The 15,899-nt window shown below is 34.1% G+C and carries 15 protein-coding genes; 10 read left to right on the forward strand and 5 right to left on the reverse strand.

Translation table 11 applies throughout. The features are described from left to right. Positions 1-96 precede the first annotated feature (96 nt). The 6 genes from EZM65_RS03305 (at position 97) to uvrB (ending at position 9,823) form a co-directional block, all read left to right on the forward strand. Entirely contained in the window at positions 97-2,319 is a 2,223-nt protein-coding gene (locus tag EZM65_RS03305; RefSeq protein WP_136667091.1) for an NADP-dependent isocitrate dehydrogenase, read from the forward strand. Between the two features lie 115 nt (positions 2,320-2,434). Next, positions 2,435-4,804, forward strand: a complete 2,370-nt coding sequence (locus tag EZM65_RS03310; RefSeq protein ID WP_136667092.1) for a TonB-dependent receptor — start codon at positions 2,435-2,437, stop codon at positions 4,802-4,804. 3 nt (positions 4,805-4,807) lie between these two features. After that, entirely contained in the window at positions 4,808-5,632 is an 825-nt protein-coding gene (locus EZM65_RS03315; RefSeq protein ID WP_136667093.1) for a DUF4249 family protein, read from the forward strand. 92 nt (positions 5,633-5,724) lie between these two features. Beyond that, positions 5,725-6,939 carry a hypothetical protein gene (locus EZM65_RS03320; RefSeq protein WP_136667094.1) on the forward strand — a complete coding sequence of 405 codons (1,215 nt, stop codon included), beginning with the start codon at positions 5,725-5,727 and terminating at the stop codon, positions 6,937-6,939. A 197-nt stretch (positions 6,940-7,136) separates the two neighbouring features. Beyond that, positions 7,137-7,799 carry a thiamine diphosphokinase gene (locus tag EZM65_RS03325; RefSeq protein ID WP_136667095.1) on the forward strand — a complete coding sequence of 221 codons (663 nt, stop codon included), beginning with the start codon at positions 7,137-7,139 and terminating at the stop codon, positions 7,797-7,799. A gap of 35 nt (positions 7,800-7,834) precedes the next feature. After that, the gene (gene uvrB / locus EZM65_RS03330) at positions 7,835-9,823 is read left to right on the forward strand and encodes an excinuclease ABC subunit UvrB (protein WP_136667096.1); all 1,989 of its coding nucleotides are present in this window, start codon (positions 7,835-7,837) and stop codon (positions 9,821-9,823) included. Here uvrB and EZM65_RS03335 read toward each other — a convergent pair. After that, positions 9,820-10,221, reverse strand: coding sequence for a TerB family tellurite resistance protein (locus EZM65_RS03335; protein ID WP_136667097.1), 402 nt, complete (start codon positions 10,219-10,221; stop codon positions 9,820-9,822). The genes uvrB and EZM65_RS03335 overlap by 4 nt on opposite strands. Positions 10,222-10,270: 49 nt before the next feature. On the opposite strand from EZM65_RS03335, the gene EZM65_RS03340 reads away from it, so the two are divergent. From EZM65_RS03340 to EZM65_RS03355, 4 genes are all read left to right on the forward strand, one after another. Continuing rightward, entirely contained in the window at positions 10,271-11,086 is an 816-nt protein-coding gene (locus EZM65_RS03340) for an alpha/beta hydrolase (protein ID WP_136667098.1), read from the forward strand. After that, positions 11,079-11,501, forward strand: coding sequence for a DUF1456 family protein (locus EZM65_RS03345; RefSeq protein ID WP_136667099.1), 423 nt, complete (start codon positions 11,079-11,081; stop codon positions 11,499-11,501). Before EZM65_RS03340 ends, EZM65_RS03345 begins: the two co-directional genes overlap by 8 nt. Before the next feature lie 69 nt (positions 11,502-11,570). Beyond that, positions 11,571-12,095: a DinB family protein gene (locus EZM65_RS03350; protein ID WP_248574812.1), complete on the forward strand. Its 525-nt coding sequence runs from the start codon at positions 11,571-11,573 to the stop codon at positions 12,093-12,095. Between the two features lie 141 nt (positions 12,096-12,236). Then, positions 12,237-12,440 carry a DUF2892 domain-containing protein gene (locus EZM65_RS03355; RefSeq protein ID WP_136667101.1) on the forward strand — a complete coding sequence of 68 codons (204 nt, stop codon included), beginning with the start codon at positions 12,237-12,239 and terminating at the stop codon, positions 12,438-12,440. 220 nt (positions 12,441-12,660) lie between these two features. On the opposite strand, the gene EZM65_RS03360 is transcribed toward EZM65_RS03355, so the two are convergent. The 4 genes from EZM65_RS03360 to EZM65_RS03375 form a co-directional block, all read right to left on the reverse strand. Next, the gene (locus tag EZM65_RS03360) at positions 12,661-12,999 is read right to left on the reverse strand and encodes a hypothetical protein (protein ID WP_136667102.1); all 339 of its coding nucleotides are present in this window, start codon (positions 12,997-12,999) and stop codon (positions 12,661-12,663) included. Between the two features lie 562 nt (positions 13,000-13,561). Then, a complete protein-coding gene (locus EZM65_RS03365) occupies positions 13,562-14,497 on the reverse strand; it encodes an ABC transporter ATP-binding protein (RefSeq protein WP_136667103.1) in 936 nt (311 codons plus the stop codon). Between the two features lie 87 nt (positions 14,498-14,584). Beyond that, positions 14,585-15,277 (reverse strand): OmpA family protein, encoded by a 693-nt coding sequence (locus tag EZM65_RS03370; RefSeq protein WP_136667104.1) that lies wholly within the window; start codon positions 15,275-15,277, stop codon positions 14,585-14,587. A 12-nt stretch (positions 15,278-15,289) separates the two neighbouring features. Further along, entirely contained in the window at positions 15,290-15,766 is a 477-nt protein-coding gene (locus EZM65_RS03375) for a hypothetical protein (RefSeq protein WP_136667105.1), read from the reverse strand. Positions 15,767-15,899 lie beyond the last annotated feature (133 nt).

Here is a 15,899-nt window from a genome sequence, read left to right on the forward strand (position 1 = left end):
ATTTTCTTAAATCTATTCTTTACAGTGATTTACCCATCATATTTAGACTGATTTTCTTATATTTGTTCCTCGAAAAAATAAAACATACAATACAAAATGTCAAACAAATCAACGATTCATTACACTTTAACGGATGAAGCGCCAATGCTGGCTACACATTCGTTTTTACCAATAGTACAAGCGTTCACTGCCCCTGCCAATATTGACATTCAAATTAGAGATATTTCGTTAGCAGGACGCATTTTATCTAATTTTCCGGAATTTTTAAAAGAAGAACAGCGTATTCCTGATGCACTGACAGAATTAGGTCAGCTAGCAACCACTCCGGAGGCAAACATTATTAAATTACCAAATATTTCAGCTTCAATCGTACAGTTAAAAGAAGCAATAAATGAATTACAATCTCATGGTTTTGCTATTCCAAACTACCCGGAAGAACCGCAAAACGAAGAGGAGAAAAATATTAAGGTAAAATATGCCAAAGTTTTAGGATCGGCAGTAAATCCAGTTTTACGTGAAGGTAACTCAGACCGCCGTGCTCCAAAAGCAGTTAAAAACTACGCAAAAGAGAATCCGCATAAAATGGGCGTTTGGGCAGCTGACAGCAAAACATCTGTAGCTCATATGAACACCGGGGATTTCTACGGCACTGAAAATGCAGCAACAGTTGAAAAAGACGGCAAATTCAGAATCGTTTTTGCAGGTAATGACGGGTCAACAAAAGTTTTAAAAGACTTTTCTAATTTAAAAGCCGGAGAAGTTATAGATTCATCAGTAATGAATCTTAACGCATTAAAAGCATTTACAAAAGAAGCAATCGCAGAAGCAAAAGAGAAAAACGTATTGCTTTCAGCTCACTTGAAAGCTACAATGATGAAAGTTTCTGACCCAATTATATTTGGTGCCGTTGTAGAAACGTATTTTGTTGATGTATTCACTAAATATGCCGATTTATTCAAATCACTGGACATTAATCCAAACAATGGATTACAGGATTTATATGCTAAAATAGCAGGAAATGCACAGGAAGCTGAAGTTAAAGCTGCAATCGAAACTGCTTTGGCAGACGGTCCTCGTGTGGCAATGGTAAATTCAGATAAAGGGATTACAAATTTCCACGTTTCTTCTGATGTAATTGTAGATGCTTCTATGGCGGCTTTAGCACGTAACGGAGGTAAAATGTGGAATGCAGAAGGAAAAGAAGAAGATACAGTTTGTATTATTCCGGACCGTACGTATGCAGGTTTCTATCAGGCTGTTGTTGACGATATGATTGCAAACGGTGCATTAGACCCTAAAACAATGGGAACAGTTCCCAACGTTGGTTTAATGGCTCAAAAAGCTGAAGAATACGGTTCCCATGATAAAACTTTCCAAACAGACGCTGCCGGTATTGTAAAAGTGGAAGATGAAAACGGAAACGTTTTATTATCTCAAAATGTAGAAGCAGGTGATATTTTCAGAATGTGCCAGACAAAAGATGCTCCTATTCAGGACTGGGTAAAACTGGCTGTTACAAGAGCCCGTTTATCTGACACTCCTGCAATTTTCTGGTTAGACAAAGGTCGTGCACACGATAGAGAAATGATTAAAAAAGTTGAAAAATACTTACAAAATCACGACACAAACGGTCTTGATATCCGCATTATGGATGTTAAAGACGCAATGACAGAAACGTTAAAAAGAATCCGTGAAGGAAAAGACACGATTTCTGTTTCAGGAAACGTTTTACGTGATTATTTAACTGACCTTTTCCCTATTTTAGAATTAGGAACATCAGCAAAAATGTTATCTATCGTTCCATTAATGAATGGCGGCGGATTGTTTGAAACAGGCGCAGGAGGTTCCGCTCCTAAACACGTAGAACAATTTGTAGAAGAAGGATATTTGCGTTGGGATTCATTAGGTGAGTTCCTGGCTTTACAAGCTTCTTTGGAACATTTGGCACAAACACAAAACAATACAAAAGCTCAGATTTTAGCAGACACTTTAGACGAAGCTAACGCTAAATTTTTAGCTAACGATAAATCTCCGGCCCGTAAAGTAGGTCAGATAGATAACAGAGGTTCGCACTTCTATTTGGCTTTGTACTGGGCAGAAGCTTTGGCTAACCAAACAAAAGATACTGAATTACAGGCAAAATTTGCTCCGATAGCGCAGGAAATGAGTGCTAACGAAGCTAAGATTGATGCCGAGTTAATTAGTGCACAAGGTACAGCGCAAAACATTGGCGGTTACTACCAACCATCTTTTGAATTGACTGACAAAGCAATGCGTCCAAGTGAAACTTTGAATAGTGTTTTGGCTAAATTAGCTTAATACTATCGATCAATATTTTAAAAGGCTATCCGTTTGGGTAGCCTTTTTTATTAACTTCTCTTTAACACTTGTTACTTACAAATTACCGAATTTTACAGCAACAAATTTACTTATAATGCTCAACTATAAACTATTACTTTTTCTTTTATGCTTTAACTTCTCCGCATTTTCTCAAGAAAAGCATACTGTAAGCGGTGTCATATCTGATGCAAGATCAAATGAAACCTTAATTGGCGTAACCCTTCAAATTAAAGGAACTTCAATATATGCAACCACAAATGAATATGGATTTTATTCCATCACTTTGCCTAAAGGAAATCATATATTGATAATTAGTTATGTTGGATTCCAAAGAGAAGAAAAAAACTTTGAATTAAATCAAAATATAAAACTAAACATCAGGCTTCAGGAAGAAAGCAAACAGCTTCAGGAAATAGTCGTATCCGACAATAAGATAAAAGCCAACATCAGAAAACCTGAAATGAGTGTCAACAAGCTTTCTATTGCAACCATAAAACAAATGCCCGTTGTACTTGGCGAGGTTGATATCATCAAATCATTACTTTTTTTACCCGGAGTCACCAATGCCGGTGAAGGACAATCCGGTTTTAATGTCCGTGGCGGCGGTGCGGATCAAAACTTGGTTTTACTTGATGAAGCCACAGTTTATAATTCCTCACATGTTTTTGGGTTCTTTTCAGTCTTTAACCCGGATGCTATAAAAGATTTAAAATTATATAAAGGAGGTATCCCCGCTAAATTTGGAGGAAGAGCCTCTTCTGTTTTGGACATCTATCAAAAAGACGGAAACAGCAACAAGTTTGCAATGAATGGAGGCATTGGATTGATTACAAGCCGTTTGCTTGCAGAAGGTCCGATTGTAAAAGAAAAAGGCTCTTTTCTTGTAGGTGGCCGCGGTTCTTATGCACATCTGTTTTTAAAATTTACCGACAATAAAAACGTTGCCTACTTCTATGATTTAAATGCAAAACTGAATTATAAACTGGACAAAAATAATAGCTTGTATTTATCCGGTTATTTTGGTCGGGACATATTTTCACTTAATGAAAGTTTTACCAATACTTATGGCAACACGACCTTAAATCTTCGTTGGAATCATTTGTATTCAGACAAATTATTTTCAAACCTTTCATTAATATACAGTGATTATTATTATGGATTAAAACTTGATTTTATTGGGTTTGACTGGCAGTCAGGTATTAAAAACTACAATATCAAATACGACTTGAAGTATTATTTATCTGATAAATTAAAATTGAATTATGGAATTAATACAGTATTCAATAATTTTAATCCAGGAGTTATTGAACCCATCAATGAAAAATCAAATATCAATTACAAAAAACTAGATGAAAAATATGCATTTGAACCTGCTGTTTACATGGATGCAGAACAACAAATAGATGATAAGGTGGCTATTTCATACGGATTGCGTTATAGTTTGTTCTATCGCTTAGGGGCATCAACTATAAATTATTACGAAAACAATCAGCCGGTAGTATATGATGAAGAATTGAAAATTTATGAAAAAGCAGTTCCGACTTCTACAAAATATTTTGGTAGTAATAAAAAAATAGCTTCTTATGATTTTTTAGAACCGAGATTTGCTATGGCTTATGAAATAAATGAAAACCAATCTCTGAAATTAAGCTATAACAGGATGGTGCAATACCTGCAGCTTATTTCAAATACAGCCTCACCTACTCCATTGGATGTCTGGACTCCAAGTGATAATTATATCAAACCCCAAATTGCTGATCAAATTGCTGTAGGTTACTTTAATAATTTTAAAGAAGATAAATATACAGTAGAAATAGAGTCTTATTATAAAGGCATTCAAAACAGAATGGATTATATTGATGGTGCCGATTTAATTGCCAATGAAGCCATAGAACAGGTAATTTTAAACGGAAGAATGCGTTCCTACGGTTTGGAAATGCTCTTAAGAAAAAACACCGGTAATTTAACCGGATGGATTGCTTATACTTTATCTAAATCGGAACAGCAAACACCAGGAAGAACACCTACAGAAATTGGCATAAACAATGGCAACTGGTATCGCTCAGGCTATGATAAAACCCACAATCTGGCTGTAACAGGAGCTTATAAACTTAATGAGAAATGGACTTTCGGGGCAAATTTCACTTTACAGTCAGGACAACCTGTTACTTTTCCTAACGGAAAATATGTGTATGGTGATGTAGTTGTTCCTAGCTACAACTCAAGAAATGAAAACAGACTACCGGCTTACCATCATCTGGATATTTCAGCCACACTGATTCCAAGAAAAAATAAATCAAGAAAATGGCAGGCCGAATGGGTTTTCAGTATCTACAATGTGTACAGCCGGCAAAATGCCACCTCTTTTAACTTCAGACAAAATGATGAAACAGGTGTAAACGAGGCAGTAAAGCTTTCAATTTTTGGCATTGTTCCTTCTGCATCCTATAATTTTAAATTTTAAATCATGAAAGTAATCTCTAAATACCTCTCAATAATCGCAACTTTTTTATTATTATCCGGTTGTGAAGAAGTGATCGATGTTCCTCTTGAAAATGCTAAACCTAAGTTAGTTATTGAGGCTAATATAAAATGGCAATTAGGAACCGATGGAAATTTACAAACTGTCAAGCTAAGCCTGACAAATGATTTTTATACAAGCGATATATTACCTGCCAATGGAGCAATAGTTACCATTACTGATGCTGCAAATACTATATTTAATTTTATACAGACACCCAATACACCTAATTATATTTGTGGCAATTTTTCACCTCTTGTAAACGAAACATACACATTAAAAGTAATCTACAACGGTGAAACATATTCATCAACTGCCAAGTTATTACCTACTCCTCCAATTGTAGATATTCAACAAGAAACTGTTAAAGGCATTGGTGGCAAAGATGAAATTCATATTAAATATTTCTTTCAGGATGATGAAAATGAAGTCAATTATTACCTTTTGAGAGTTGACAATCCTAAAATTAAATATGCAGAATATGGATCAGTAAGCGATGAGTTTTTTCAAGGAAATTTAATGTTTGGATTTTATCCTAATGAGGTGATAAAAGGCAACACTCTTAAACTTGGTGTTCAATGTGTTACACTTTCTCATTACAATTTTATGAATAAGCTGATAAACATTTCAAGCCAAAACTCAGGGAATCCGTTTGCTACACCACCGGCAACTTTAAGAGGAAATATCGTCAATCAAACCAATCCTGATAATTTTCCCTATGGGTCCTTCAATTTAAGCGAAAGCGACACTAAGGAATATACAGTTCAATAAAACTAATGAAAGCTGTTTTATTTAAAAAAGACTTTTTTAAATTTACTTTTTATTTCATTAAAAGAAAACAATCTATTAAACCTAAAAAAATCATGAATTTCAAATTTCTTTATTTAAAACATTATTTAATTTTATTAGCAGCATTATTTTTTTATACAAACTCGATATCACAAAACACAAAATTAAAAGTACTTGTAATAGTTAACGGAGAGAACAATCTTAAAGTAGATCTTAATAATACTCCTTTTACCGGCGGTGGACTTTTAGGTGTATTGATTTCACAATCAGTCCAAAACAATCTAAATGATGAAAAATCCAAGAAACTGATCAGTTTAATGGATGGTTTTCAGGAATATAAATTCAAACATGCCGATTTCATTAAAAGCAACTATGAAAAATTAAATCAATCCATAGATGCCACTGTTAAAAACAAAAATGAGGTAACAAAATATTTTAATGACAAATCAAAACTTAATTTTGACACATTAAAACAGGACAACTGGCAAAGTGTTATTGTAATTGATGAAACTCTGGGTTTTTTCAGGGAAAATCTTAAAGAAGATAAATTTGTAATTTACTTAACCTCAGTCATAAATGCCTTTGATGTAGAGAAAAAAAAATCTTTGGAAAAAATAGTCTTGTTAAATAAAAGTCCAAGAAAACTATATCATATTGATGAAATTTTCTCAGACAAAAACATACTAAAAGAGAACTATGCATCTTTATACCCAAATGTTGACAACACTACTTATTACAGACTATTAGGCCGTGATGTATTCCATAATTTTTCAAAATCACAAAAACTGGAAGACTCATTTCATTCAGTTAAGAAAAAACTAAAAGAATATTCCAATAAATTTGAACTTAAACTTCCTGAAGTTGACAAATGGTCTTCATTTAATACCAATAATAGCTTTTCATTTGTCAATGCTCCCAGAAAAGACAAAGCAAATGTTGCCTTGATAACAAGCATAGAGTTAGCAATAGAAGAATTAGGTCAGAAAGATATGACTCTGGAAGAGTTTTCAGCCAACAATATTTCAAAATTAAGCAATGCAGGTTTTGAAATAGATCTAAATTCAGAAAAACCCAAGATGAATATTAATTCAGAAAATATAGTTTATATCATCAATTTGCCTAAAGGCGGAAAAAGTATTTTTGTAGATCAAAAATTTGATGAATATATTATTTCCCGTGAAATAGTACTTGTACAAAAAGATTATATGACATTTTTTGACAAGTATAAATTGGATATTGAAAAATATCTTAATGAAACTTACCTGATAACAAAATCGGTAACCAATTAATTTAATTTTCAATCCACTGAAATTTACATCTTACAATCTATAGTAATAAAACATCCCGGCAGTAAAGCACAAAACTTTATACCGGGATTTTTGATTTGTATTCAGCATCATTTTTTTCAATATTTCCTTAAACTGATTTTTTTGAAAAATAAAAAAAAGTAATAAATATAAAGTCTTTAGTATCTTTACCCAAAAAAATGTCCTCACACCATATTGTCCGAGACGATCAGGAACCTGCTTTAATCATAGCCAATGGCGCCGAATGTTCACAAGAATTATTAGGACAATTGCTTGAATGGTCTCCTTATGTAATTGTACTGGATTCTGCTATAGAAAGAGTTATTGATTTAGGTATAAAAGTTGATGTATTATTAGGTGATTTTGACCGTGGTTTTTCTCCTGAATATTACAAAGAAAAGCAATATCCGTTAGAAATAGTGTATTCGCCTGATCAAGATAAAACCGATTTGGAAAAAGCTTTCGAATATTTAATAGAAAAAGGTCATAAAGCTGTAAATGTGGTTTGGGCAACAGGAAAAAGAGCTGATCATACGATCACCAATATTACCAATATTATACGATATAAAGATCAATTAAAGATTGTTATTATAGACGATCATTCTAAAATATTTTTACTGCCGAATAAATTTGAAAAATGGTACACTAAAGACAGTATCATATCACTGATTCCCATTGGAGAAGTTGGTGGAATCCATTCAAAAAATTTGTTTTATCCGCTCGAAAATGATAATTTAACGCTGGGCTTCAGAACCGGAAGCAGTAACCATGCTGCTGAAGATGGAATGGTTATTGTGAGCTACGAGACAGGTAATTTATTATTAATTGAATCCTTTGATTAATTACTTTGTAAATTTGAATTTTTGAAGTTGTTTTTATGAAATTCCAAGTCATATCCGATTATAAACCTATGGGGGATCAGCCTCAGGCAATTGAAAAACTTGCCAAGGGTATTCTTAACGATGAAAAATACCAAACCCTTTTAGGTGTAACCGGTTCCGGAAAAACATTTACAGTAGCTAATGTTATTCAGGAAGTACAGCGGCCAACATTAGTATTGGCACACAACAAAACATTAGCTGCTCAGCTATATTCGGAATTTAAGCAATTTTTCCCGAATAATTCGGTGCAGTATTTCGTTTCCTATTACGATTATTACCAACCTGAAGCTTTTATTCCGGTAACAGGAACTTATATTGAAAAAGACTTGTCAATCAACGACGAATTAGAAAAACTCCGTTTAAGCACCACTTCTGCCCTGCTTTCAGGGCGCAGGGATGTTTTGGTGGTAGCTTCGGTTTCGTGCTTGTATGGTATCGGAAATCCTGTGGAGTTTCAAAAGAACGTTATTTCAATAGAAAAAGATCAAAATATTTCCAGAACCAAATTTTTGCATCGTTTGGTTCAAAGTTTATACGCCCGTACTGAAGCTGATTTTAATCCTGGAACTTTCCGCATTAAAGGAGATACTGTAGAGGTTTTTCCAAGTTATGCTGATGAGCCTTTCCGCATTCATTTTTTTGGTGATGACATAGAAGAAATAGAAGCTTTTGACATCAAAACCTCAAAAGTAATCGAGCGTTACGAAAAACTCAATATTTATCCCGCCAATATGTTTGTGACATCTCCTGATGTATTGCAAAATGCAATCTGGCAAATTCAACAGGATTTAGTCAAACAGGTTGATTATTTCAAAGAAATAGGCAAACATCTGGAAGCAAAACGTCTGGAAGAACGAACCAACTTCGATTTGGAAATGATTCGGGAATTAGGTTATTGTTCAGGAATTGAAAACTATTCAAGGTATCTGGATGGCCGTGATGCCGGTACCCGACCATTCTGTTTGCTTGATTATTTCCCTGATGATTATTTAATGGTGGTTGATGAAAGTCACGTAACAATTTCGCAGGTCCATGCCATGTATGGTGGTGATCGAAGCCGTAAAGAAAATCTAGTGGAATATGGCTTTAGATTACCCGCAGCGATGGATAACCGTCCGTTAAAATTTGAAGAATTTGAAGCCCTTCAAAATCAGGTTTTATATGTTTCCGCTACACCAGCCGATTATGAATTGCAAAAATCGGAAGGAATTTATGTAGAACAAGTTATTCGTCCAACAGGTTTATTAGACCCTATTATTGAAGTACGTCCAAGTGCCAATCAAATTGATGATTTAATAGAAGAAATTCAGCAACGCTGTGAACTTGACGAACGTACATTAGTGACAACCTTGACCAAAAGAATGGCAGAAGAATTAGCCAAATATCTGACTAAAGTTTCCATTCGTTGCCGTTATATCCATTCAGATGTGGATACTTTGGAACGTGTGGAAATCATGCAGGACTTACGTAAAGGTATTTTTGATGTACTGATTGGAGTTAACTTACTTCGTGAAGGTCTGGATTTACCGGAAGTTTCCTTAGTAGCCATTTTAGATGCCGACAAGGAAGGTTTTTTACGCAGTCATCGTTCCTTAACCCAGACTGTTGGCCGTGCGGCACGTAATGTAAACGGTAAAGCCATTATGTATGCCGATAAGATTACAGCTTCAATGCAAAAAACCATTGATGAAACCAATTACCGCCGTGAAAAGCAAATCAACTTCAATACAGCTAATAATTTGGTTCCAAAAGCTTTGAACAAAAGTTTAGGGAATGCGCTTAGTTCTAATTCCGTTTCAACCAAATATTACGAAAATCAGGTTCTGAAAGCTGCTGAGCCAGAAAGCGAATACCTGTCTAAACCTGAAATAGAAAAGAAAATCCGCGAAAAACGAAAAGCCATGGAAAAAGCTGCAAAAGATTTAGATTTTATGCAGGCTGCAAAACTTCGGGATGAGATAAAAATACTGCAAGAAAAAAATTAATTCAACTGCTCGTGAAAAGCTCCTAAAAGCACTTCGGCATCTACCATTTGGTCTGGTGATTGCTCCATTAAATGCAGTACTCTTTTCATCGCATTAGGGTTCAAGCCCATATTAATACCTATTTCATTAATAGCAATGCGCTCGTGTTCATGCAAAACACCGTCGCAATGCATTAATAACGCTAATCGGTAAAAATGAAGAATTCGGTGGAATTCATCTTTAATTACTTCAAACTCGTTTCTTTTTTTAAACAAGGCCAAAAAAGTTTCTTTGTCAATATGCAGTTCTTCTGAAACCATTTTCAGAAAATCGTACTCCCGGTCATGCAATTCTCCGTCAATCACTGCAAAAGCGATCATTTCTGACAGTAAACTTATTTTCTCTTCGTATGAATCCATAAAATGCCTATTTTTAGCAAAACTATACTTTTTAATGTAAATCTGAAATATGTTCAAAAAAATATTCTTTCTAATTACATTTCTTTTGGGTTTTCAAAATATTGAGGCTCAGGAAAGCACAGCAAGCAAACAGGTCTCCAGTTTTATTATTGAAGCACCTCAACTTATGACTTCAAAGAAAATCTGGATATATCTGCCTCAAAATTATACAGAAACCAAAAAGAAATATCCGGTAATTTACATGCACGATGCCCAGAACTTGTTTGATAAATCAACGTCGTTTTCCGGGGAATGGAATATTGACGAGACTTTGGACAGTTTACATGCCGAAACTATTGTAGTAGGTATTGAACATGGAAATGATAAAAGAATTGAAGAACTGACACCCTACAAAAATGAAAAACACGGAGGCGGCAATGCAGACAATTATTTGGATTTCACAGTCAGCACCCTAAAGCCATACATAGACAAAAAATACAGAACAATAAAAAAACCTGAATCAACAACTATTGCCGGAAGTTCATTAGGCGGTCTTGTTTCATATTATGCTGTTTTGAAACATCCTGATTTTTTTGGCAATGCAATCGTTTTTTCTCCCTCTTTTTGGTTTAGCAATGATATTTATTCATTAACAGAGAAAAGCCCGAAAACAAATGCCAAAATGTATTTTTTATGCGGTGATTCTGAAGATGACTCCATGGTTTATGATTTAAGCAAAATGACAGATTTGCTTAAACTAAAAGTGAATTCTCCCAGCCAGATAGAAATTCAGGTAATTGAAGGAGGTCAACATAATGAAAAATTATGGCGTGAAGCGTTTCCAAAAGCGTACCTTTGGCTTTTAAAACAATATAAGCATGAATAATAACGAAATCTTCAAAAAACTTAGAGTAGCACTTCAGTTGCGTGATGATCAAATTGTTGAAATCCTTGAATTAGTAGATTTCAGAATGTCTAAAGGCGAAGTCGGAAACTTTTTCCGTCAGGAGGAACATCCAAAATATATGGAATGCGGTGATCAGGTACTACGTAATTTTTTGAATGGTTTAGTTATTCATTTAAGAGGAACCAAGGAAAATCCAAAGAATCCTGAAGAGGTTTTAAAGAAAAATCAATCGGAAGCCAAAACATTCCAAAAAACTGCTCCGAAAAACGACAAACCAAAAACGGAATTCAAGAAAAAAACTGCTTTCAAGCCTAAAACAACTCAAAAGAAAACGGCACCAAAAATTCAGATAGTTGAAAAAGTAAATTATAAAAACGGGAAAAAAAAGGACTGATTTTTTAACAATTTTTTAATTCCAATTAACTGATTATCAATTAATTTTAAATAAATTTTTAAAATTGACATGATGATTACAAAACAGCTTCTTGGTGAATTTTTACACGAAGTAGAAAACACCCGTAAATTATTAAAAGCAATTCCGGATGATGCTTTAGAATACAAACCGTCGGAGAATTCCTGGACAACCGCTCAATTGGCTTCTCATATCGCAGAAGTTTACAACTGGTACTACAATACCATTGAAGACAATGTATTTGATATGGGGGCTTATAAATATGACAAAGGGGATATTACCAAAGCATCCAACATTCTATCTAAATTTGAGGAAAATATCAAAAAAGCACAGCATAGTTTAGAGAATTTAAAAGAAGAGCGTTTGTATGACAATTGGTCAATGGTGCTTGGAGATAAAGAATTAATGGCTCCTATGCCCAGAATTCAGGTAATCAGAGGCTTTTTAATGAATCACCTGTATCATCACCGCGGTGAAATGATTGTTTATTTAAGAGCTACCGGAAACAAAGTACCGGGATTGTATGGTCCTACTTACGAAGAAAGTTTGGCTTTTTCTGAAACACAATCTGTCTGATATGAATACGTTTATTATAAAATCCAACAAATTACAAACACACAAATCACAAACTCCAAACAACTAATAACCAGTATTTTACTTGTTAAAATCATTATAAATCATTAAGTTTGAGAATCATTAACCTTAAACTTAAGAATTATGATTAAAAACATTGGTCAAACCGATAAGATTGTTAGAATTATTCTTGCAATTGTATTAGCTGGATTGGATTTCTTTGAAGTTGTTAAAGGAGGATTCAGCTGGATTTTGTCTCTTATAGCGGTAATTTTATTAGTTACAGCATTTACAGGATATTGCCCCATCTGGAAATTAATGGGGAAAAACACATCTGAAGTAAAGTAAAAATAACTCAAAAGGGTGCATTCTGCTAACACCCATTTTTATTTGTCCGAATAAATTTTATACTGCTGCGCATCGTAAAACACATACTGTTCAATTGAATACCAATCCGGCAATATTGCCCGCAGCATATTTCTGACAAAAACAATATATAAATCTATCCAAAAATAAAAGCACAAAAAAGACTCCGGCAGGAGTCTTTTGAGATATATACGGTATAAAACTATTCAGGCTTAAACTTCACAACAAAAGAATATAATTTACCTGGAATCATTACTCCGTTTTCTATTTTTTTATAATTCAATTTTTGAATTAAATGAGATTTAAAAACTTCATTATTTGTATTCACCTGTAATACTACAAGCTCATTGTTACTGTTAACCATTGCAGAGAATCTAATCGTTTCAGTTTTTTCGAAATCCTCATTAATCGTTAGAGTACCTAACATTTTAGTTATGTTTACTACTGCTTTTGGATAATCATCGAATGGTTTACTTTCATTTGTTTTAGCAAACGTAACATTCATTAATAAAACACCTAATAAAAGCATTAATTTTTTCATGGTTTCTTTTTTTATTTTGTTTAAGATTACAGTGCAAATATAGTGCGGTTTTTCTTACAAAAAATTGTTTTTCAGCAACTTAACTTAATTTTAATTTTAGAAAAGACGCTGACTATTGCTTATTGGCAATCTATTTACAAAAAGCAGAAATATTTAATAACTATTCAAAATTGAAAGTATTTTATTACAAAATATAAATTTTTAATCTGTAATTGACTTTACATTAAATTAACATTGGATAACATAGAAGCATATATAGACAACATAATACTCCCCTTTCAGTACAACCTTCTTTTTTTGGAACTGTTTTCAGCATTAAATTAAGCTTATAATCTTTAAATCATTCAAATTATCTCCCACTACCGACAACTTAACTTATTTACTTTAAAACTGTTAATCGTTTTCCACAACCATATATAAACATCATTAATGGGTGAACGGCGTAAAAACCTTCAAAGCATTTACTATGGATTCCAGCACAACTGTTTTTAATTTTTATTCCAAAAAAAAGCCCCTGAACAGTATATAACTTTCAGAGGCATTGCATTCTTGGGAGTTTTTATTATTTCACGACCTCCAGCGTTACATCCAGCTGTAATTCCAAAGAAGTGTTGTGTTCAAAAAAAAGCGGCTTACCGTTAAAAGCGGCTTTGATTAAATAATGTCCGCCTTTATAATAATTTTGTTTTACAGTTGCTTTCAAAGTGCCTTTTTCTGCCACTTTAAACTGATGCGGATACACTAAAATAGTTTCAGACAGACCGTTTTTACTGATTACCAATTCATTTACCTCACCAAACAAAGAAGCTACATATTTGTTTACAGGATTCTGGTAAATATGCATTGAAGGCGCTTTACTGACAATTTCACCGTCTTTTAATACTATTGTCTCATCAGCAAATGACAAAGCATCGGTACTATCGTGGGTTGCCACTATAACTGTAATTCCTTTGGCTTTTAAATAAGCAAACAAATTACGGCGCAATGCATTTTTTCTAAAATTATCAATATGGCTGAACGGTTCATCAAGCAACAGTACTTCGGGCTCTAAAGCTAAAACCCTTGCCAAAGCTACTCTTTGCTGCTGTCCGCCACTCAATTCATTCACCTTGCTTCTTGAATATTCCCCCATTTCCACAATGTCGAGCAGTTCCTGAATTCTCAATCGTTTAATTGCCAACAATTGATTAGAAAGAAATTTCCCTACACTTTCCGAAACGGTCTCATAAGGCATCAGCCCAAAATCCTGAGCCATGTATTTCATAAAAGACATTCCGGCAACCAGATTGTATTTAGGGCCTAAAACTTCAGTAGTATTCCAGTAAATATTGCCCTCACCCAAATCGTGAAGTCCATAAATCAGTTTTAAAAGCGTACTTTTTCCACAGCCGCTTTCACCTATAACGGCAATATTCTGTCCTTTTTCAATTTGAAAATCAACGGACTTGATAATTGTTTTGTCTGTATAACCAAATGATATATTGTTTACCTGAAGCATTCTTTTAAATTAGGGTCACAAAAATAGCAAGAATTACCAATAAAAAAGCCGTCCCGGAGGACAGCTTTTGTTAAATTTTATAAAATATTACTGACCTGCTTCTTTCTTAGCATCATCAATCATTTTTTGATTCGCTGTGATGGCAAATTCCACACGTCGGTTCAACGCACGGCCATCATCAGTGTCATTTGTCGAAATTGGTTCTGTTTCACCCATACCTACAATTTTGAAACGGGAAGAACTTAATCCTTTTCCTGATAAATAATTTTTTACCGACTCTGCTCTTTGTTTAGACAAATTCATGTTGTAATCATCGGCTCCTTTGCTGTCAGTATGTCCAAAAATTTCAATATCAGTATCCGGATATTCCTTAAAAACCGGCACCAGTTTATCTAAATTCCCTTTTGCTTTACCGGTCAATGTAGCTTTATTAAAATCAAAATTAACCGAGTTTTCCCCTAAAGTCAGTTTGATTCCCTCTCCTACTCTTTCCACCTGTGCACCAGGAAGCGACTCACTTATTTTACGCGCCTGTCTGTCCATTTTATTTCCTATCACACCGCCTACAACGCCGCCTACAACACCTCCAAGAACAGCTCCTAAAGCGCCGTTGCCTCCTTTTCCTACGTTATTACCAATTACGCCGCCCAAAACAGCACCCCCAACAGCTCCTATTACAGCTCCTTTTTGCGTATTATTTGCATTCTTAATAGATTCACAGCTTACTGTTGTACCTAACAAAAGAACACCTGACAATGTATATACAGCTAATTTTTTCATACTCTTCTATTTTTATTTTCTTTTAAAATGATACACAACTTTACCTGAACTGCCTCCAACCTGCATTTTGTCTGTCAGATCGAATGAATTCTCAGTAACATTTGACACAATAAGAATATAACCCGAAGTAACTTTTCTGGGTTTGTCCCCCTCTTTAAGAAGCTTTAAAACAAACTGTTTTTCTTCTGTCACATACCATTTAATATCAGAAGAATAATCAGGACAGCCGGCTTTTTTCAACGCCATAGTCCCTGAATCGTTATTAGAAACCAAATGCCACTCACTTCCTTCAAAACATTTGGCATCAGCTATTTCAAACGATGTAACTTTAAAATATTCAGAACCCGAATACTCTACTGAATTAATAACCCAATCCCCTTTAAGTGCTACCTGTGTTTTTCTTTCAACACCCGTTGTAACCAATGACTGTTTAGGCTTACAGGAAACCATTATTCCTGCAAAAACTAATAAAACCAAAAATCTTTTCATATTAATGTATGTTAATGCTGCAAAATTAAATCAAATATTTCTTACTAATTTACACAATTTCAAAATAGGTTTATAAAATTTTAATCCGTCATTTTGTCATATTTTACGTTTTGGTATTTTATTTGAAAATGAT

Source organism: Flavobacterium sp. H122, from assembly GCF_004959765.1.
Taxonomy (GTDB): Bacteria; Bacteroidota; Bacteroidia; order Flavobacteriales; family Flavobacteriaceae; genus Flavobacterium.